This window comes from Paenibacillus peoriae (genome assembly GCF_022531965.1).
Classification (GTDB): domain Bacteria; phylum Bacillota; class Bacilli; order Paenibacillales; family Paenibacillaceae; genus Paenibacillus; species Paenibacillus polymyxa_D.
Map to the genome: position 1 here is coordinate 2,893,814 of NZ_CP092831.1, position 21,048 is coordinate 2,914,861.

Here is a 21,048-nt window from a genome sequence, read left to right on the forward strand (position 1 = left end):
AAGGAGGAGTACTTATGAGTGATTTGAAGAAACAAAACATAAAAGATATGTACCGGCTCACTCCTATGCAGCAAGGGATATTGTACCACTATATGATGGATAAAAATTCAGACGCCTACTTTGAGCAGATATCACTTTCTATAAAAGGCATCCTGGACATTGATTGTGTTGAAAAGAGCGTTAATATCATTATTGAAAAGTATGACGCTTTGAGAACAATTTTTTTGTATGAAAATGTAGCCAAGCCCTTACAAGTAGTCATGAAGGAAAGAAAGCTGTCTGTCAGCTATGAGGATATTACCTCCCTTGCCGAAGAACTAAGGGATAGGTATATAGAAGAATACAGGGTTAAAGACAGAAAAAAGGGCTTTGACTTATCAAGGGATATTTTAACAAGATTAAGTGTAATTAAAACAGGCTACCAATCTTATAACATGGTATGGAGCTTTCATCACATCATTATTGATGGGTGGAGTCTCGCAAATATATTTAGAGAATTTATGGAAAACTATGAAGCCCTGATGAATAGCCGGGAGCCGGAGTCAGGAAAGGTATATCCTTACAGCCGCTATATCAAATGGTTGGAAGGCAGAAATCAGAACGAGGCCGCAGATTACTGGGAAACCTATCTTAAAGGTTACGAGCATCAGACAGTCCTTCCCCAAAACGGCAGGTTTGCAAGTGATGATTTCAGGATTGAAGAAACGGAGTTTAAAATATCTGAACAAATAACTAGCGATCTTGAGAAGTTTGCAGCCAAAAACAATACAACCATGAGTACCATTATAAAGACCATATGGGGGATATTATTACAGCGGTATAACAATACCGATGATGTGGTGTTTGGTGAGGTGGTATCGGGAAGGCCTCATGAAATACAGGGAATTGAGAGCATGGTGGGTTTATTTATAAATACCGTTGCAGTAAGGGTGAGTTGTGATGAGGATAAAACTTTTACCGAACTGATCAAAGAGATGCAGCAATCGGTGCTTGAATCTGACCGGTACAGTTTCTATCCTCTGGCGGATGTGCAGTCAAAAACATGCTTGAAAGATGCCTTGATACATCATGTTATGGCTTTTGAAAATTACCCTATGGATGAAGCGGTTAATGCTTCATCCAGTAATGGCATTTTAAATGTAGTTGGAATGGAAATATTCGAGCAGACGAATTATGATTTTGGGATACTCGTTGATGGCGGTAAGGAATTATCTATTAAATTCAGTTACAACTCACTGGTATATGATGGTAATTTCATAGAAAAAATCAAGGGACATTTTCAGTCGGTAATAGAAATTGTAACCGATAATCCCGATATGCATATTAGGAATATTGATATACTCACCGAAGTGGAAAAGAAAGAAATAGTACACTGCTTCAATAATACAACGGAGGAATACCACAGGGAAAAGACCATTCACCAACTATTTGAGGAACAAGCGGTGAAGACACCTGACAATGCGGCAGTGGTGTTTGAGGGTAAGCAGCTAACCTATAGGGAACTCAATGAGAAGTCAAATCAGCTTGCAAGAGTGTTGAGGGATAAGGGAGTTAAACCAGACAGCATAGTGGGTATTATGGTAGAACGCTCACTGGAGATGGTCATAGGTATATTTGGCATACTTAAAGCCGGAGGGGCATATATGCCTATAGATCCTGACTACCCTAAGGCAAGAATCGAATATTTACTCGAGGACAGCGAGATAGGGGTGCTGATTTCCCAAAAGCAATTCCTGGAGAAATTGGAGTTTTACGGGAAGTATATAGACATAGAAGATGAAAGCCTTTATGCCGGAAACCCTATGAACCTGGAAGTGGTATGTTCACCGCAAAATTTGGCATATATCATTTATACATCTGGGTCTACAGGAAAACCTAAAGGGGTTATGGTAGAACATAAAGGGGTAGCAAATCTGGAGGCGTTTTTCAAGACCCGCTTAAATGTAAGTGAAAGCGATAGGATTATTCAATTTGCATCAATTTCATTCGACGCTGCAGTTTGGGAAATATTTATGGGACTATTGGCAGGAGCAACACTATATATATCTTCAGGCGATATTATCAATGACTATCGAAGATTTGAAGAATACCTAAATGAAAATGAGATAACTATTGCTACTTTACCACCTCCGTATCTGGCAAATCTGGACCCGGAAAAAGTAACTTCCTTAAAGAAGGTAATTGCAGCAGGTTCGGCTTCCACTCTCGAACTTTTAAAGAAATGGAGCAACAGGATTTCATATATAAATGCTTATGGACCTACTGAGACAACCGTATGTGCAACGGTATGGAAAGCAGATGATTGTGAGACGGCCGATAAGTCGGTACCTATTGGTAAACCTATTACCAATACCCGGGTGTTTATAGTTGATGAAAACAATAATCTTAAGCCCATAGGTGTTGAGGGTGAACTCTGTGTTTCCGGGGCAGGATTGGCGAGAGGATACTTGAAAAAACCGGAACTTACCAGGGAAAAGTTTGTACCGAACCCATTTATGCCTGGAGAACTGATGTATAAAACAGGAGATCTTGCAAAGTGGCTTCCTGACGGGAATATTGCATTTGCCGGCAGAAAAGACCACCAGGTTAAAATAAGAGGGTATAGAATCGAGCTTGAGGAAATAGAAGCAGCCCTTTTGAAGCATGCTGATATAAATGAGGCGGTGGTCATTGACCGGGAGGATTCAAGTGTAGGCAGGTATCTTTGCGCTTATATAGTGTCTGACCGAGAAGTGACAGTGACCGAAATAAGGGAGCTTATATCTAAAGAGCTGCCCGATTATATGATTCCATCCTATTTTATGAGGATAGCAAAAGTACCGTTAACCATAAATGGAAAATTGGACAGAAAGGCGCTGCTGCTGCCTGATGGAAGAATAAATACAGGAACAGAGTATGCAGCGCCTTCAGGTGAAGTGGAGGAAAGGCTTGCGCTGCTGTGGCAGGACATCCTTGGAATAGAGAAGGTAGGAAGAAATGATAACTTCTTTATGCTCGGAGGACACTCGTTAAAGGCAACAAGCCTTGTAGCAAGAATTCACAAAGAGTTCAATGTAGACATACCTCTTAAGGAAATATTCAAGACACCAACCATCTTAGAAATTGCCAGCTACATTGAAGACTCAAAGGAGAGCCTATATCAGTCCATTCAACGTGCTGGGGATATGGAATATTATCCCATGTCATCCGCCCAGAAAAGACTATATATATTAAACCAGCTTGAAGGAGCTGGAATCGCCTACAATATACCTGGCATAATATTGCTGGAAGGTACTGTTGATAAAGCACGTTTTGAGCAGGCTTTTCATAGTCTGATAGAAAGGCATGAGAGCTTTCGAACCTCCTTCCATATGATCGAGGAAGAGCTGTCTCAGAAAGTCCATGACAAGGCGGACCTAAGTATCATGTACCTGGAAACCAGTGAAGAGAAGGTTCCCGAAATAGTGGAGAAATTCATAAGGCCCTTTGACCTTGGAAAGGCTCCACTATTAAGAGTTGGACTTGTAAAGATTGGAGAAGCCAGACATATTATGGTGTTTGACATGCATCATATCATATCGGATGGAGTGTCCAACGACATACTGGTAAGAGAGTTTATAAGCTTATATGAAGGGAAAATACTTCCTCCACTGCGTATACAGTACAAGGACTACTCAGTTTGGCAGAGGGAATTGTTTGCAGGAGCTGCCATAAGTAAGCAGGAGGAATTCTGGCTCCAGACCTTTCAGGGAGAGATCCCTGTGCTGGATTTATCCACCGACTACCCAAGACCCGCAGTACAAAGCTTTGAAGGAGACTACATCAGCTTTGAAGCTGATAGCGAGCTTGCGGTTAGACTTAACAAGCTTGGATCAGACAATGGAGCTACATTATATATGACGCTTCTTGCTGCATACAATGTGCTGTTATCTAGATACACTGGACAGGAAGATATTATTGTGGGAAGTCCTATAGCTGGAAGGCCTCATGCTGACCTTCAAGACATCATAGGTATGTTTGTAAACACTCTGGCCATGAGAAACCACCCGCAAGGAGAAAAGACTTTTATTGAATTCTTGAAAGAAGTTAAAGAAAATGCTTTGAAAGCATACGACAATCAGGACTATCAGTTTGAAGAATTAGTGGATAAGCTGGACATAAGGAGGGATATGAGCAGGAATCCCCTCTTTGATACCATGTTTGCCATATACAATGTTGGAAAAGCAGAGCTCATAACGTCTGATCTAAGCTTCAAGCCGTACAACAAAGGGATAGAAGGCAGAATATCAAAATTTGACATCACCTTAAATGCATTTGAGACTGAGGATGGTATAGCCTTTGAACTCGAATACTGTACAAGACTGTTTAAGAAAGAAACAGTTGAAAGACTTGGGGCTCATTACATCAATTTGCTGGAAGAAATTGCAGCATACCCCGAAAAAAGGCTTTATGAAATCGAAATGTTATCACAGGAAGAAAAACAGCAAGTATTATACAGCTTTAACGATACTGCTCTCGAATATCCCCTGGATAAAACCATACACCAAATGTTTGAGGAGCAAGTGAAAAAGACTCCTGATCATATTGCAGTGGTTTTTGAAGGTAAACAATTAACCTACCGAGAACTGAATCAAAAGGCAAACCAATTGGCCAGGGCATTAAGAGAAAAGGGAGTAAAGCCTGATGATATTGTAGGCATAATGGTGGACCGCTCGCCTGAAATGGTTATAGGTATAATGTCAGTAATCAAGGCTGGGGGGGCGTACCTTCCTGTAGATCCTAATTATCCATTGGAAAGAAAAAGGTATATGATGGAGGACAGCAAGGCCAAAATTTTACTCACCCAAAATCATCTTATGGATCGTGATGATTTCGATGGTGAGATTATTGATTTATCTGATTATGATTATAATTTTATAAACGATGTGAATATAAAATGTATAAATAAGCCTGGTGATACAGCGTACATCATCTATACCTCTGGCTCAACGGGAAACCCTAAAGGTGTTTGCATTGATAATAAGAGTGTATTAAACCTGGTAGAGGGTCTGTTCCAGAGAATATATAGCAAATATGAATCACCGTTGAATGTTTGCCTCATTGCCCCTTATGTTTTTGATGCTTCGGTGCAGCAGATTTTCGCAGCACTGCTAATGGGGCATGCATTGTACATTGTACCGGAGGAAGCAAGGAAAGACGGTAAAAAGCTGCTGGACTTCTATAGTGAAAATAGGATTGATATTTCGGATGGAACGCCCATACACGTAAATATGATGTTAAATTCTCCTCCTATAGATAATAACCTAAAAGTGAGACATTTTATTATAGGCGGAGATGTTCTTCCATTTGATGCAGTAAAAGACTTCCTAAGCAGATTTGAGGATGTGCAACCTTGCATCACAAATGTTTATGGTCCTACCGAATGCTGTGTGGATTCTACGGAATATTTGATTACTGCGGCGGGGCTTAGTGGATTGGATAATATCCCCATAGGCCGTCCTTTGCCAAACACCAGAGCATATATACTTGGTAAGAAATTAGAAGTAAATCCTATAGGTATCGCTGGGGAATTATATATATCTGGGGATGGTCTTGCCAAAGGCTATTTAAACAAGACGGGGCTTACTGCAGAAAGATTTGTATCTAACCCGTTTATAAAGGGAGAAAGAATGTATCGTACTGGGGACTTGGCAAGATGGCTGCCTGACGGGAATATAGAATTTTTAGGCAGGATGGACCACCAGATAAAGATAAGGGGATTTAGAATAGAACTTGGAGAAATAGAGGCTCAGCTATTAAGACATGCTTCAATAAAAGAAGCTGTGGTTATTGTAAAGGAAGACCAACAGAAGAACAAGGATCTGTGTGCATATTTCGTTGGGGAAAATGAACTGACAATAACTGAACTAAGGGAATGCCTTTCAAAAGAATTGCCCGAGTATATGATCCCGGCATACTTCATGCAGCTGGATGAAATGCCTTTGACAGCCAATGGTAAGATAGACCGGAAGAACTTGCCCCACCCTGCTGCTCATTTAAATACTGGAGTAGAGTATGAAGCACCTTCAGGTGAAGTGGAAGAGAAGCTTGTACAATTGTGGCAGGATATCCTGGGGGTTGAGAAAATAGGGAGAAATGATAATTTCTTTGTGCTTGGGGGGCACTCATTAAAAGCAATAAACTTTGCAGCCAAAATTCACAAAGAGTTCAATGTAAATATATCTCTTAAGGAGATATTCAAGCTGCCGACAATTGCAGAAATTGCCAAGTACATCCAGGAAGCCCAAGAGAGTATTTATCAATCTATCCAGCCCACTGGAGAAATGGAATACTATCCTATGTCGTCTTCCCAAAGAAGGCTGTATATATTAAATCAGCTTGAAGGAGCAAGGGTGGCATACAATATGCCAGAGTTTATGTTGTTAGAAGGCAGTATTGATATAGAACGTTTTGAGAAAGCCTTAGATCAGCTGGTAAAAAGGCATGAGGCTTTCCGGACCTCCTTCCATATGGTAGATGGTGAACCGGTGCAGAAGGTCCATGATGAGGTGGAATTTAGTATCATGTACATGGAAACCGGCGAAGAAAAAGCCTCAGAAGCAGCAAATGAATTCATAAGGCCATTTGACCTTGGCAAGGCTCCTTTACTAAGAGCAGGGCTCGTAAAAATTAGAGAAGACAGGCATGTCATGATGCTTGATAAACACCATATCATATCTGATGGGGTGTCGGATGAAATACTGGTAAGAGAATTCATAAGCTTGTATGAAGGAATGAATCTTCCAGCACTTCAGATTCAGTACAAGGACTATTCCGTATGGCAGAATAAATTGTTTGCTGACGGCACAATCAGTAAACAAGAAGAATACTGGCTCCAGGCATTTAGGGGAGAAATACCAGTACTTGATATGCCGGTAGACTACCCAAGGCCGGCTATACAGAGTTTTGAAGGCGATATGGTCAGTTTTGAAACAGGCCGGGAACTTGCACATAAACTGAACAAGCTTGCCGTGGATCATGGAGCAACACTGTATATGGTGCTTCTAGCTTCATACAATGTGCTTCTTTTCAAATACACCGGACAGGAAGATGTCGTAATTGGAAGCCCTATAGCAGGAAGGCCACATACAGATTTGCAGGACATCATAGGCATGTTTGTCAATACCCTAGCTATGAGGAATTACCCTCAAGGTAAAAAGAATTTCAGCGAGTTTTTGATGGTAGTAAAAGAAAACGCTCTAAGGGCTTATGAAAACCAGGATTACCCATTTGAGGAACTTGTGGAGAAGCTTAGCATTAAGCGGGATTTGAGCAGAAATCCGCTGTTTGATACTATGTTTGTCTTGCAAAATAAAGAGGCATCAGAATTTAAGATGAATGGGCTAAGGTTCATGCCCTATGATAATGAGTTCAGGGCGTCCAAATTTGATTTGACCCTAAACGCCCAAGAGACCCAGAATAATATTGTATTTGGGTTAAAGTATGCTACTCGTCTGTTTAAGAAAGAGACAATAGAAAAACTTGGGGTCCATTTCATCAATGTACTGGAAGAGATCACAGCTTACCCCGAAAAGATGCTGTCCGAAATAAATATACTATCTCAGGATGAAAAACAGCAAATACTAAATAGTTTTAATGATACAAAGGCAGAATACCCTAGGGATAAGACTCTACATGAGCTGTTCCAAGACCAAGTGGAAAGGACACCTGATAATGTAGCTGTAGTGTTTGAGGACAAGCAATTAACCTACAGGCAGCTCAATGAAAAGGCAAATCAGCTTGCCAGAGCACTAAGAAGTAATGGTGTAAAGCAAAACAGCATAGTTGGAATAATGGTAGAAAGATCCGTAGATATGCAGGTTGGAATACTGGGGATTTTAAAAGCAGGAGGTGTCTATTTACCAATTTCAACCAAACTTCCTGAACTAAGAATAAAAAAATTACTGGAAGATAGTAATGCAACTATGCTGTTGACGCAATCACATTTAGCGGATAAAGCAGAGTTTTACGGTAATATATTACTGCTTGATTCCCCTGAAATATACATTGGAAGTGCTGAAAACCTTGATAAAATAAATAAACCAGAGGACTTAGCTTATATCATTTATACATCGGGATCTACTGGAGTTCCGAAGGGTTCAATGATAGAGCATCGAAGTGTAGTTAACTTGGTTTATGGACTAAGAAAGCTTGTCTATGAAAATTATGATAATTATTTAAATGTTGCCCTTGTGTCCCCTTACTTTTTTGACGCATCTGTAAAACAAATATTTGCGGCTTCTCTCCTTGGCCATACGCTGTTTATAGTTCCTGAGGATACAAGGCTAGATGGTGAGGGCCTTCTAAAGTACTATAACAGGAATTCAATTGCTGTTTCAGACGGAACACCAGCACATATAAAGCTTTTAACAAATACTGCCAGGCCTGGCGAAAGTCTTTCAGTTATGCAGTTTATTATCGGAGGGGAAGAACTTTCATGTAAAGGTATACAAGGTTTCTATGATCGGTTTAAAGATAATAACCCTACTATAACAAACGTTTATGGTCCAACAGAATGCTGCGTAGATTCAACTTATTACCATTTAAGCCGTGAGAAGGTGAGAAATCTAACAAGTATACCTATAGGTATGCCATTGCAGAATTATAAGATATATATACTTAATGAAGACATGAATATCTTACCGGTTAATACAACTGGTGAAATATATATATCTGGAGATGGGCTGGCAAAAGGCTATTTGAACAAACTTGAATTGACTACGGAAAAATTTGTAGCTAATCCTTTCAGCTCTGGAGAAAGAATGTATCGTACCGGTGATCTTGGAAGGTGGCTTCCTGACGGAAACATCGAATTTATAGGCAGAGTAGACCATCAGGTAAAGATTAGGGGCTTTAGGATAGAGCTTGGGGAAATAGAAGTGCAGCTATTAAAGCATCCTTCAATAAAAGAAGCTGCGGTAATTGCAAAGACAGACCAGGAGGGCAACAAGTATTTGTGTGCTTATATAGCAGGGGAAAGTGAATCTACAATATCAGATTTAAGGGCGCTTCTCTTAAAAGAACTTCCCGATTACATGATACCACAATACTTTGTTCAGCTGGAAAAGCTGCCTTTGACAGCCAATGGCAAAATAGATCGGAATAATTTACCCCAAAATGACGGTACTTTAGCTACATCAGTAGAGTATGTAGAGCCTTGCGGTGAAGTTGAGGAGAAGCTTGCACTGCTGTGGCATGATGCCCTTGGAGTACAAAAAATTGGTGTGAATGATAACTTCTTTGAACTGGGAGGATACTCACTGAAGGCAATATCCCTTATAAGCAGAATTTATGAACAGTTAAATGTTGAGGTACCACTAAAAGACTTTTATATGGCCCCAACCATAAAGGAAATTGCCCGTTTTATACACAATACGTACGCCAATGATTATATTACACCAAGTCCGGCAATTCATTTTAATTCAGCAATGGAGAGTCTTATGTTTGCATTCCCTCCAGGAGGAGGAAATGGAATAGCTTATGGTAGTTTATCAAAACAAATGAATGCTTATTCCATATATTCCTTTGACTTTATAGAAAATGAGAGCAGGATGGAGGAGTATGTGAAGGCAATTACTTCTGTCAAACCCGAGGGCCCATATATTCTATTTGGTTACTCGGCAGGAGGTAATCTGGCATTTGAAGTTGCTAAAGTATTAATTGAAACTGGACATCATGTATCCGATATAATCTTTCTGGATTCGGCTAAATCATTTGTCCTTATTGAGGAAGAAAGCGAAGATGCTAAGAAACTTGCTGAGCAACAGGATAAAGAATTTATAGAAGAAAATGAGAAACTTATAAAAGGCATGTTTGGAGATAACCAGGCAGTTATTGAAAAGGCCATTGAAAGAATGAGAAATTATCATAAATACACTAGAAGTGTTATAAACTCGGGACAGATAAACTCCAATATCCATCTTATTATATCACAGCAGCAAGACAATGAAGGTGAAGCTGATTTATGTGAAGGATGGAGAGAGGCAACAACGGGAGAGTTCAAAGTATATAACGGATTTGGCAGTCATTTTGATATGTTAAGTACAGGATATATAGATAAAAATGCGGCTATTATTAAAGAAATATTGGAAGAGATCAACCAATAGTTCAGATATAAGGGGTAGATATAATGGATAAGATTAAATTGTTTTGTCTGCCGTATGCAGGAGGTTCTGCAGCAGTATATAAATATTGGGAACAATACTTGCATGATAGGATTGAGCTTTTCCCGATTGAGCTTGCGGGAAGAGGCAGCAGGATTGGTGAACCGTTTTACGGAAGTGTTGAGGAAGCGCTTGAAGATATACACCGTATTATCATAAGCAACCTTGAAGAACAACCTTATGCGTTGTTTGGCCACAGTATGGGCAGTGTACTTGTATATGAACTTGCCTATAGAATAAAGGAGCTCGGACATCCATATCCTGTCCATATGTTTATTTCCGGCAGATATCCTCCGGGTTTTGTAAGTAAGAAGAAGGTACTCTATGATTTGCCGGATAAGGAGTTTGTGGATGAGGTATTTAAGCTGGGAGGCACGCCCAAAGAGGTTCTGAAAAGCAATGAATTAATGGAGTTGTTTTTACCGATACTCAGAGCGGATTTTAGAATTACTGACACATACAGGCACATTGAAAAAAACGCTAAGCTTGACTGCGATATAAGTGTATTGTGGGGAAAAAGAGAAAAGGGAGCCACTATTTTTGACGTTGCAAAATGGCATGATTATACGTCCAAAAGTTGTAAAATTCATATGTTTGACGGGGATCATTTTTTTATACACGATTACAAAAAGGATGTAGCAGCAATAATAAATAGTAGTCTCATCGACTTTGCAGACAATGGTATGTGAAGACTGAAGTTTATTTAAAATTTAATATGAAATCAAGAGGCTAAGTTTTTAGGTTGACTTTAATGACCTGTAGACTTAGCCTCTTTCCAGTCTAATCAAAAATTTCAAGAAAGTAGAACCTACGTCCTATTGGAATTATTTCCATGTTTCTTTATTACCAGAATTGTAATCATTTGTTTAAGCGCTTTAATTATGGAATGAACTTGAAGTTTTTGTGAAAACAAAGGGGGGGAAATAGTGCTGATAAATGTTGAAAATGAGCAACACAGGAAAATATCAGAAGAAAAATACAAGGAGGTTTGAAAATGACTAGCAAAAAGTTTTCTTTTAAAGCCACATCACTTTTGGTAGTTTTAGCAGTATTCTTATCCACCTTTTGCGCAGTCTTGCCGGTGAGCGCAGCCGCTAGGGGAGCATGGGCACCAAATACTGCCTATGCAGTAAATGATACAGTAACATATAGTGGAAGTACTTATACCTGTCGTCAGGCACATACTTCCCTCGTAGGTTGGGAACCACCTATTGTTCCTGCTTTATGGGAGAAAGGCGGCAGCGGAACTACGCCACCTACAACACCGCCAACAACGCCACCAACAGGTCCTTCAGTAACAAAGCCTTCCGAAGTTCCAAGCCACATATGGACATACACAATGAATGCGGGCGATAAATTCGGTAAAGGCGGAGATTTTGCTTTATTGCTGAGTGCTGTGATCAAAAAGGAAAGCAGCTTTGGAGCAGGCTTACCAGGCAGTCCATCAGCCGGCGACGGATTGATGCAGGTAGAACCAAACACACGTAATGCTTATTTATCTCAATTCAGTTCAAAATTTGTCCCTGCTTATAATCACGGCAGTGAACAAGATCAGGTATACTTGGGCGCCCTGATTTTAAATGAAAAGATTATTAAATTCGGCAATATATATAACGGCTTATTACACTATAACGGAGGAGATTACTGGTATCCGGGAGCTACAGATTCTTATGGCCGTCCTATTCTGGCCAATCAATATGCAGATGCAGTTTACTCTACTTATAAGGGCTATGGCGGTAAGAACTAAGGTGGATTTTAAAAAAAGATAAGCAAAATCGGGCTGAAAAATGCGTTTTTTCAGCCCGATTTTTTTAGGGCCTGTACGCAAACTGTACAACTCGTAGAAATCTAGTAAAATAAGGCACATGAGACGAAGATACGAGTTAACGGATGAAGAATGGAATATAGTTGACCCCCTGTTGCCCCCAGCCCGAAAAAAACAGGGAGGACGTCCGCGCAAGGATCGGCGCCAGATGCTCAATGCCGTGCTTTGGGTTGCTCGAACGGGCGCGCCATGGCGGGATTTACCGAGTTACTATGGCCCTTGGTTTTCAGCCTACAGCTTTTTCTGGCGGCTACAAAAAGCGAATATTTGGGGTGAAATACTGAAGCATGTCGCCATCGAGCCGGATTGGGAGCAGGTCATGGTCGATGCCACCATCGTCCGCGTCCATCAACATGGAGCGGGCGCAAAAGGGGGCAGGACCGGCAAGCAATCGGACGTTCGCGCGGAGGATTAACTACCAAAATTCATGCGATGGTGGATGCGCTCGGCTATCCGCTGCGTTTCGAATTGACGCCAGGACAAGACCACGATTCTGTCACCGGCTATCGCCTTCTTCATGAACTGGACTTCTGCCCGGGCGAAGTGTTGGCTGATCGCGCCTACGATACCAATGCCATTCTGGAGCTTTTGCAAAGCCGAGCGATCACTCCGGTTATCCCAAGCAAACGCAATCGGCGGGTAAAGCGCCCGTTAGATTCTGAAACGTATAAAGAGCGACACTTAATTGAATGCTTTTTCAACAAAGTAAAAAACTATCGACGCTTGGCCACTCGCTATGAAAAAACAGCGAACATGTTCATGGCTTTTTTGACGCTGCTTTCAATTCGTTTATGGCTCAAATAGGTTTGCGTACAGGCCCTAGAGAATTGTACAATTAAATTTTTGAATAAGAACAAAGAGAAGGTTCTAAAACAGGCATTCTCTCTAAAAAATATGTACAATATACTATTTGTGAAAAGTTATGTAGATACTCGAGCATTTGAAGTCCAAAGAAGAAGCGGTTATTATCAACACGACTTCGTCACTTGGATTCGTGCCACTGGCGGGTGCTGCTGTTTATAGTGCGACGAAAGCAGCGCTCCATTCCTATACGCTATCCCAACGGTACATGCTTAAAGACACATCGGTGAAAATCCTGGAAATTGCGCCGCCAGGGGTTCAAACGTATTTCAATAACGATCCGAGCTCTATGCTACTAGCATCATTCATTGATGAAACGATGAAGGTACTTGGTACGGATGCGGACGAGGTTCTAGTGGAAGAAGCGAAAGTATTTCGAAACAACCCGGGCCCGAACGAAGGTATTTTTGTGAACCAGTTAAACAATATGATGTTTGAGCCGCCAAAGGGTCATTAATCCGTTTAATACTTAGCGTATATTTTCGTTAATTATCTCAACTCGCTTTTAGAAAATCCTTGATTATCAAGGGCGTGTACATCGAAGACATGTAAACAACGTATTCGCCTTGACAATGAGCCTCGTGGCATCGGAGTCTAAACACGTGCGCCGATGCCCATAGGACACGGTTTACCTAGGGCTTGCTGAACGAATCAAAACTCCAACAGGCACAAGGGTTTAGGGCCTCTTATGTCGAAGGAAAACGGGGCAGCCCCGTGAAAAACCGTGCACTTGGAGGCGTCAGGATTGTATCAGCGAACCGAGAACCAGATGAACCTGCCCGTCGACTTTTTTCTGCCGTTCGGCGGAAAGCTCGCAGAAGATAACCGCTGGGTGCTGCTGGCCCAGATGATTCCGTGGTGGATGCTCGAAGAGAAGTATGCGAAAAACTTCAAGAAAAGCCTCAAGGGCCAAAAAGCCGTTTCGATCCGTATCGCGCTCGGCGCACTCATCATCCAGGAGCGGCTTGGCACCGATGATCGGGAGACACTTCGTCAGATTCTGGAGAACCCGTATCTGCAGTACTTCCTCGGTCTGCCGGAATATCGGTACCGCCGTCCGTTTCATCATTCTCTCATGACGCATTTCCGCAAGCGATTGGGTGGCGAAATTCTGGATGAAGTGAATGAATGGATCGCTCTGGAAGAAGCGCGCAAGTGTCGGATGATTCATCGGACGACGATGAACCTGGCAGCGGAACTGACGCAGCGTCCGGTAAGCCTTCAGAAACGCAGCCACAGCAGATGGAACTGACGAACGAGGGCGAACTGCTGCTGGACGCTACCTGCGCGCCGGCGGATATCGCCTACCCGACGGATTTGTCGTTACTGAATCAGGCCAGAGAAAAGCTGGAGAAGATCATCGACATCCTGCACGAACCGGAACGTGGAAAGACCCGCAAGCCCAGAACATACCGAGAGCGTGCCCGCAAAGCCTATCTGGCGGTTGCCAAGCAGCGGCGCGTGAAGCCGCGCGCGATACGAAAAGCGATCGGCAAGCAGCTCAGGTTCGTTTCCCGTGATCTGCGCATGATCGCCGAACTCGCCGATATGACGAGCGGCCTGCCGCGGCGTTTGTACAAGGAACTGCTGGTCATTCAAGAGCTTTATCGTCAGCAGCAAACGATGTATGACAAGCGGACACACAGCATATCGGATCGGATTGTCAGTATCGCACAGCCACATGTCAGACCGATCGTGCGCGGCAAAGCCAGGGCAAACGTCGAGTTCGGAGAGAAGCTGGCGATTAGCGTGGTGAACGGCTACGCTTTCCGCGAGCATCTGTCGTGGGATAGCTACAACGAAGGGCAGACATTGCAGGACGCCGTAGAGCGTTACCGCGCCAGATTTGGTTATTATCCCAAAGCGGTGCTGGCCGACCAGATCTACCGAACCCGCGACAACTTGCGCTTCTGCAAAGAGGGAATTCGCTTAAGCGGACCGCAGTTGGGTCGTCCGTCAGCCGATCAGCAGGAGAAAAAGAAAATCGCCAAGACGGATGCAGCCGCACGCAATGCGGTGGAAGGCAAGTTCGGCGAAGGCAAGCGCAGTTATGGGTTTGGCCGTATTCGAGCACACCTTCAGACGACGAGCGAGACCGTGATCGGGCTGCAACTGCTGGTGATGAACCTCGAAAAGAGACTTCGGGTTCTCTTTTTGTCTATTTTGCAATGGCTGTGGTTGAGACTCGCGGTCCGCTTGCTCGTTCCACTGTAAAATGTGACCCGTTCAGCAAGCCCTACCTAGCAAGGTTATCCGATGCCTCTCATTGTAAAGGCACCACTACGCTGAATACGTTGTTTACAGAGTTAAGATATCCCGTAAACAAAGTAACATTATCGGTGAAATTCGTTACTTTGTTTACTATTAATAGCATGGTTTAAGCTAGTCAAGATAAAGTTAAAATGTTGGCGGATCGCCAATAGGACTAATGACAAATTGAAGGTGAAATTGCATATCGACAGCGGACACGATGCCGGGGCGATGTGGTTTGCGTACTCGACCGTCTATTCTTCACCGGACGGAAGCGGCTGGTATTCGCTCGTTATCATTGAAAAAAATGGTTTTTTTTTCAATGCGCCACACGGAGCAAAAGCCTGTGCAACGATCTACAGTGTCATTGAAACAGCGAAGAAAAACGGGCTAAATCCTTTCAAGTATTTGACGGACCTGCTCGAACAGCTTCCGCAGCTTGCGAATCCGAAAGATCCGGTTGAGCTAGACGAATTGTTGCCATGGTCGCCTTCGCTCCCACTGACGTGCCGCCTATTTCAATCAAACTAAGACTAACAGGCCCTCATCTTGGGAACAAGGTGGGGGCTATTTTGCGCTTACACAACTGCTGGTGATGAACCTGAAAAGAGACTTCGGGGTCTCTTTTTGCCTCTTTTGCAATGGTTTTTGTCAAGGCTCGCCGTTCATTTGCTCGTAACATCGTAAAACATGATCCGCTAAGAAAGCCCTAATTATCAAGATTCAATGTGATGTCTGAAAAGAAAATTGAATTTACCTAAGAATGGATATAAAAAAAGAGGGAGTGAAGCCCAGCAACTATTTCATACCACTTATTATCATTTTGCTGTATATAATTCTAAGTCATGAAATTGAACCGATTTGCTGATATAATCAATTTATAGTTCTCTCAGAAAGGTCCGTGACATATTGAAACTTATTATTGCGGAAAAACCGGATCAAGGGGCGAAGTTGGCTTCACCTTTTAAACATAAAAAAACAACAAGGGTATATTGAAATCTCACCGAACGATACATTTCCAAAAGGAGCCCTAGTGACTTGGGCTGTTGGTCATGTTTGCGAATTGGTGCCTCCAGAGGAATACGATCCTAGTCTTAAGAAGTGGAGTCTAGACACTTTGCCGATATTACCCGAATAATTTAGACATCGCGTTTCTCCTTCTAAAGCCAAGCAATTTCAAGTGATTAAATCCCTTTTAATGCGTCCAGATATCAAAGAAATCGTCCATGCCGGGGATGCCGGGAGGGAAGGAGAGTACATAGTCCGCATAGCGGTTCAGCTTGTTGGAGTGAACAAACCTATGAAACGGCTATGGATATCATCGTTAACACCCAAAGCCGTCGAACAAGGTTTTATGAATTTGAAAGGTGAAGAGGATACCCGGTCCTTATATTATGAAGCCGTTAGCCGTTCTTGCGCTGATTGGCTCGTAGGAATGAATGGTTCACGGGTATATTCACTTCTGTTCCAGCGTAGAGGAATTAGAGAAGTATTCTCAACTGGGCGTGTACAAAGTCCGACATTGGCGCTAATCGTAGCACGCGAGAAAGAAATTCAGAATTTCAAACCGGAACCGTTCTGGGAATTAAAAGCCAAATTCCTAATAAATGATACTGTCTATGAAGGCACATGGTTTCGGGAGGAGCAAACACGGTTTGCAAGTCGGGATGAAGCGGAGTCCGTCAAAAGAAACTGTGAAAATAAGCTGGCATCAGTCAATGAAATTGAGAGAGAGCGAAAAGAATTTCAACCGCCACAGCTCTTTAACTTATCTTCATTGCAAGCAGTTGCCAATCAAATTTATAAATATTCGCCTCAAAATTGTTTAAATGCGCTGCAGCAGCTTTATCTGGAAGGATACATTTCCTATCCGAGATCGGATTCGGCTTATGTAACACCTGAAGAAGCCAGGCAATTTCCTGAGATTCTTTCAAAGTTAAGTCGTCAAGAATCATTCAAGGATTTCTTTCCTTTGCCCATACAATCTATTGCCAATAATAAGAGATTTGTCAATGCGGCAAAAGTAAGTGATCACTATGCGATCATTCCAACAGAAGTGATCCCCCAAATCGGACGATTGAAACCAGAAGAGCGTAATTTATACGAGCTGATTGTCAAGAGGCTGATAGCTGCGCATTATGATAAGGCTATTATTGATTATTCGCGCTTAATTACAGTCGTAGGTGATCAAGAAACATTTCTCACCAAAGGAAGACTTATTGTGCAGGAAGGTTGGCGAAAAGTTCTGTATGATTCTGATTCTCAGGAAGAATCCGAACCAGATGTATTACCTCCATTGGAGCAAGGCGACTCAGGAACAGTTGAAGAATTACTTGTAAAAGAAGGAAAAACTCAGGCTCCAAAGCGATACACCGAAGGGCAATTGATTACTTTAATGAAGACGGCTGGAAAGCATCTTGAAGACACAGAGTTAGAGAAAATTCTTGAAAAAACAGAAGGATTGGGCACGGAGGCCACGCGTGCCGGTATCATCTCAGTTCTTAAAGACCGCAAGTATATTGAGGTAAAGAAAAACATGGTTTATGCTACAAGCAAGGGGATTGTATTGATCGATGCTTTAGGCGACAACATATTAGCATCCGCAGAAATGACAGCCAAGTGGGAACAACGACTTCATGATGTCGGGCAAGGCAATGCGTCCCCGCAATCGTTTATGGAGCAGGCTAAAAGATTGTCGCAAAAAATTGTCGATGATGCAATTCGAAACTCGATGACTTGGACTTTTACAGCAAAAAGTATGGAGAGTAAAGAGCAGACTGAAAAAGCGGATAAGGTTTCTGGAGGTTTAGGTCTTGGTCCGTGTCCGAAATGCAAAGAGGATGTTATAGATAAAGGGGCGGCTTATAGTTGCTCGGCAAGGCCGCGATGCGATTTTTCATTTTCTAAAAAAGTATTGGGTAAAACCATAACAGAAACGCAGATCAAGAGGTTTTTGGGGAAAGGGAGGACAAACCTTATTAAGGGATTCAAAAAAGGTGACAAAACTTTCGAGGCCGCACTTGTCTGGAAAAAGGAAGAAGGTAGGGTCGGTTTTGAATTTAAACCGAAGTAAGGATATTATCTTGACAAGACTAGGTAAAATAATTAAATTAAACGTATGACTATGAATCATTATGCGAGATGTGACAAGAGTTGCATCGAGCTCTAGCCAGGCGGCAAAAGAGCACTTGTAAGATTTCATTACAGGATTCAATCGAGTCCCGTATGATTTCTTTTAAGTTGCTCTTTTTTTATTGAAAAGCGTGCGTCATTATGACTCAAGTACTACAACTCAAAATGTATAAATATGCATTTGATTCTATGTATCCTTTAACTGGTTTAATCCAGCTCTCTAAAAGACGAAAAAATCCCTATGCGAGGAGTGAAGTTATGAAGTTATTAGATGTCGTTGGATTAAACGGAGTAGGACATATAAAAGGTTTTTTCACAACATGCATATGCGAACTTTCCATTAAAGAAAAAAGGGAAAGTTATAGGACAGCATTTGCGCCTAACACAATCAAGGGCCAATATGTTGATGGAACAAAGGAAAGTCAAGTTTCCCCAGATGGCTATACTCTAGATATTGCTTATATGTCCCGGCCGGGAAATGATGAGAAACAATTGGATTTAATTTTTGATTACCAAAATAATGTAAAAATGTACCCGGAGTTTCAACAGTATCTCCGTGAATATCAGCCGCCCTTGCTAGCAGTCTGGGGTGAAAATGATGTTTCCTTTATTCCGGCTGGTGCTGAGGCTTTTAAGAAAGATTTACCTAAAGCCGAGATTCATTTATTAGATACTGGGCACTTTGCATTGGAAACACATGCATATGAAAATGGAGAACTAATGTTGGATTTTTTAGGAAAACAATAGAATTTGAAGATTCAAAAGTTGGTAAATCCCGGATGGTTTCTACCGTCATTTCTTGTTATAGGAATTGATTTTTTTAATGTTAACTAGGATTTATGTTCATATTAATTGATGTATTGAGAGGTAAATTGAATTTAGAAGGGTGACAGGTCAGTCTCATGGAGAATTCAGGAGCTAAAAATGCGAAATTGTTTAATTCCACAAAGACCATGATCGGTGGTTTAGTTATGCTCATTATTGCAATGGGAATCGGACGTTTTTCATATACTTCCATACTTCCATTGATGCAATCACAAGCTCATCTATCCGCTACGGAATCCGGATATTTGGCAGGGAGTAATAACTTGGGTTACCTTATCGCTGCCTTTGGTGCAGGTTTCATAACCTGGGGATCCCGAAGAGCCTATCACTACTTCTTGCCACTTTAGTGCTTGTTGTTGCTGCTATAATATTGCTATCCGGTGCAGTCATTTCAAGTCAAAAAGGAGCGATAGGAAATTTAAACCATGCTCGTATTCATCCTAATCAAGAGCTTAGTTAGATCCTGGGTAATTTACATTGGAACCAGATACAAATGGAATTGGTGAATTAATTTTGAATTAACCGTTAGATATATAAATTGATTCCTTTATTGGAGGAATAGAAATGCAAATAGGTTTTTTGATTCTGGTATTGGAGGCATTACTGTATTGTATGATACATTAAAAGTTTTACCTAATGAAGATTATATGTATTACGCAGATACAATAAATGTTCCATATGGGCACAAAACGAAAGATGAAGTTAAAAAGTATGTTTTAGATGCTATAGAAATTATTAGCCAGCAAAAAGTAAAAGCGATAGTGATTGCTTGTAATACTGCCACAAGCGCAGCAATCGAAGAAATAAGGGCAAAATACAGTATTCAAATCATTGGTATGGAGCCTGCCGTAAAACCAGCTGTTAAAACAAAAAAAATATAGATAAACGAGTTTTAGTAACTGCTACTGCTTTGACGCGTGCTCTTAAAATTCGATACCCGATTTTTCAAGCGCCGATGGCTGGTGGCGTTTCGACGCCCGAATTAGTAGAGGCTGTTTCAAATGCCGGTGGGCTAGGCAACCTAGGGGGCGGATACTTAACACCGGAGCAGCTCCGTAGCGAGATCCAAAAGATCAAGCAACGAACGGACCAGCCTTTTGGAGTAAACTTGTTTGTGCCTGAGCAATCAGAAGATTCGGAAGAAGCAATTTACCGGATGACAGATTATCTGAATAAATACCGCATCAAACTTGGCACGGCTCAAAATCCATCTCTTATGAAGTTTTCAGAATCATTTGAGGAGCAGCTACAGGTAGTGTTGGAGGAGCGTGTACCTGTATTTAGTTTCACTTTTGGCGTACCATCCCAAGACGTGATCCAAACCATGAAACAGCATGGAATATTCATCATTGGAACTGCAACAACTGTTGATGAAGCCAAGCAATTGGAAGCAGCTGGCGCAGATGCAATTGTGGCTCAAGGGAGCGAAGCAGGCGGGCATAGGGGGACCTTCATGAAAGACCCTTCCCATGCTTTGATAGGCACTATGGCTATTGTTCCGCAGATCGTTGACCATGTGTCGATCCCGGTCATCGCAGCAGGAGGAATCATGGATGGGCGTGGACTTGTAGCAAGCCTTACATTAGGAGCCGCCGCAGTACAGATGGGCACTGCGTTTCTAGCCTGCCCCGAGAGCGGCGCCCATGAAACGTACAACCAGAAAATCCTCTCGTCAAATGAGGACTCCACTGAAATTACACGTGCTTACTCTGGAAGAGCTTCAAGAGGCATTCAAACAAAATTTATGATTGACATGCATCAGTACCCCGGAACATCCCGACTTACCCCATTCAAAACGCGATGACCCGGGACATTCGTCAGGCAGCTGCAAAAGCGAACGACCCCGAGTATATGTCACTTTGGGCGGGCCAAGGTCTTCGGTTAGCAGGCGACCAACCTGCCGCTTCAATTGTAAAACAAACCATTGATCAAGCCAGTGTTCTTGTCCGGAAATTTTCTTTTATTTAGAATGGG

The 21,048-nt window shown here is 42.0% G+C and carries 5 protein-coding genes and 7 pseudogenes; all 12 read left to right on the forward strand.

Annotated elements, in window-relative coordinates; translation table 11 throughout:
• Positions 1 to 14: 14 nt before the first annotated feature.
• Entirely contained in the window at positions 15 to 10,124 is a 10,110-nt protein-coding gene (locus tag MLD56_RS12580; RefSeq protein ID WP_241113512.1) for a non-ribosomal peptide synthetase, read from the forward strand.
• 23 nt (positions 10,125 to 10,147) lie between these two features.
• The gene (locus tag MLD56_RS12585; protein ID WP_025721395.1) at positions 10,148 to 10,870 is read left to right on the forward strand and encodes a thioesterase II family protein; all 723 of its coding nucleotides are present in this window, start codon (positions 10,148 to 10,150) and stop codon (positions 10,868 to 10,870) included.
• Between the two features lie 305 nt (positions 10,871 to 11,175).
• Positions 11,176 to 11,928, forward strand: a complete 753-nt coding sequence (locus MLD56_RS12590) for a carbohydrate-binding protein (RefSeq protein WP_029515254.1) — start codon at positions 11,176 to 11,178, stop codon at positions 11,926 to 11,928.
• A 118-nt stretch (positions 11,929 to 12,046) separates the two neighbouring features.
• A pseudogene (locus MLD56_RS12595) lies at positions 12,047 to 12,810 on the forward strand (IS5 family transposase).
• Positions 12,811 to 12,937: 127 nt separating this feature from the next.
• Positions 12,938 to 13,324, forward strand: a pseudogene (locus tag MLD56_RS12600) (SDR family NAD(P)-dependent oxidoreductase); the annotation flags it as partial.
• 288 nt (positions 13,325 to 13,612) lie between these two features.
• Positions 13,613 to 15,081, forward strand: a pseudogene (locus tag MLD56_RS12605) (IS5 family transposase).
• 327 nt (positions 15,082 to 15,408) lie between these two features.
• A pseudogene (locus MLD56_RS12610) lies at positions 15,409 to 15,648 on the forward strand (transposase domain-containing protein); the annotation flags it as partial.
• 378 nt (positions 15,649 to 16,026) lie between these two features.
• A pseudogene (locus MLD56_RS12615) lies at positions 16,027 to 18,190 on the forward strand (DNA topoisomerase III).
• A 317-nt stretch (positions 18,191 to 18,507) separates the two neighbouring features.
• Positions 18,508 to 18,996, forward strand: a complete 489-nt coding sequence (locus tag MLD56_RS12620; protein WP_029515246.1) for an alpha/beta fold hydrolase — start codon at positions 18,508 to 18,510, stop codon at positions 18,994 to 18,996.
• 155 nt (positions 18,997 to 19,151) lie between these two features.
• Positions 19,152 to 19,421, forward strand: coding sequence for a YbfB/YjiJ family MFS transporter (locus tag MLD56_RS12625; RefSeq protein WP_029515245.1), 270 nt, complete (start codon positions 19,152 to 19,154; stop codon positions 19,419 to 19,421).
• A 243-nt stretch (positions 19,422 to 19,664) separates the two neighbouring features.
• Positions 19,665 to 19,990 (forward strand): annotated as a pseudogene (locus MLD56_RS12630) (aspartate/glutamate racemase family protein); the annotation flags it as partial.
• Positions 19,985 to 21,042, forward strand: a pseudogene (locus MLD56_RS12635) (NAD(P)H-dependent flavin oxidoreductase). The pseudogenes MLD56_RS12630 and MLD56_RS12635, both read left to right, overlap by 6 nt.
• Positions 21,043 to 21,048 lie beyond the last annotated feature (6 nt).

What these genes read in the sequence shown, in the direction of transcription:
- MLD56_RS12580 (WP_241113512.1), top strand. Translation starts at nt 15, where the DNA reads ATGAGTGATTTGAAGAAACAAAACATAAAAGATATGTACCGGCTCACT.
- MLD56_RS12585 (WP_025721395.1), top strand. Translation starts at nt 10,148, where the DNA reads ATGGATAAGATTAAATTGTTTTGTCTGCCGTATGCAGGAGGTTCTGCA.
- MLD56_RS12590 (WP_029515254.1), top strand. Translation starts at nt 11,176, where the DNA reads ATGACTAGCAAAAAGTTTTCTTTTAAAGCCACATCACTTTTGGTAGTT.
- MLD56_RS12620 (WP_029515246.1), top strand. Translation starts at nt 18,508, where the DNA reads ATGAAGTTATTAGATGTCGTTGGATTAAACGGAGTAGGACATATAAAA.
- MLD56_RS12625 (WP_029515245.1), top strand. Translation starts at nt 19,152, where the DNA reads ATGGAGAATTCAGGAGCTAAAAATGCGAAATTGTTTAATTCCACAAAG.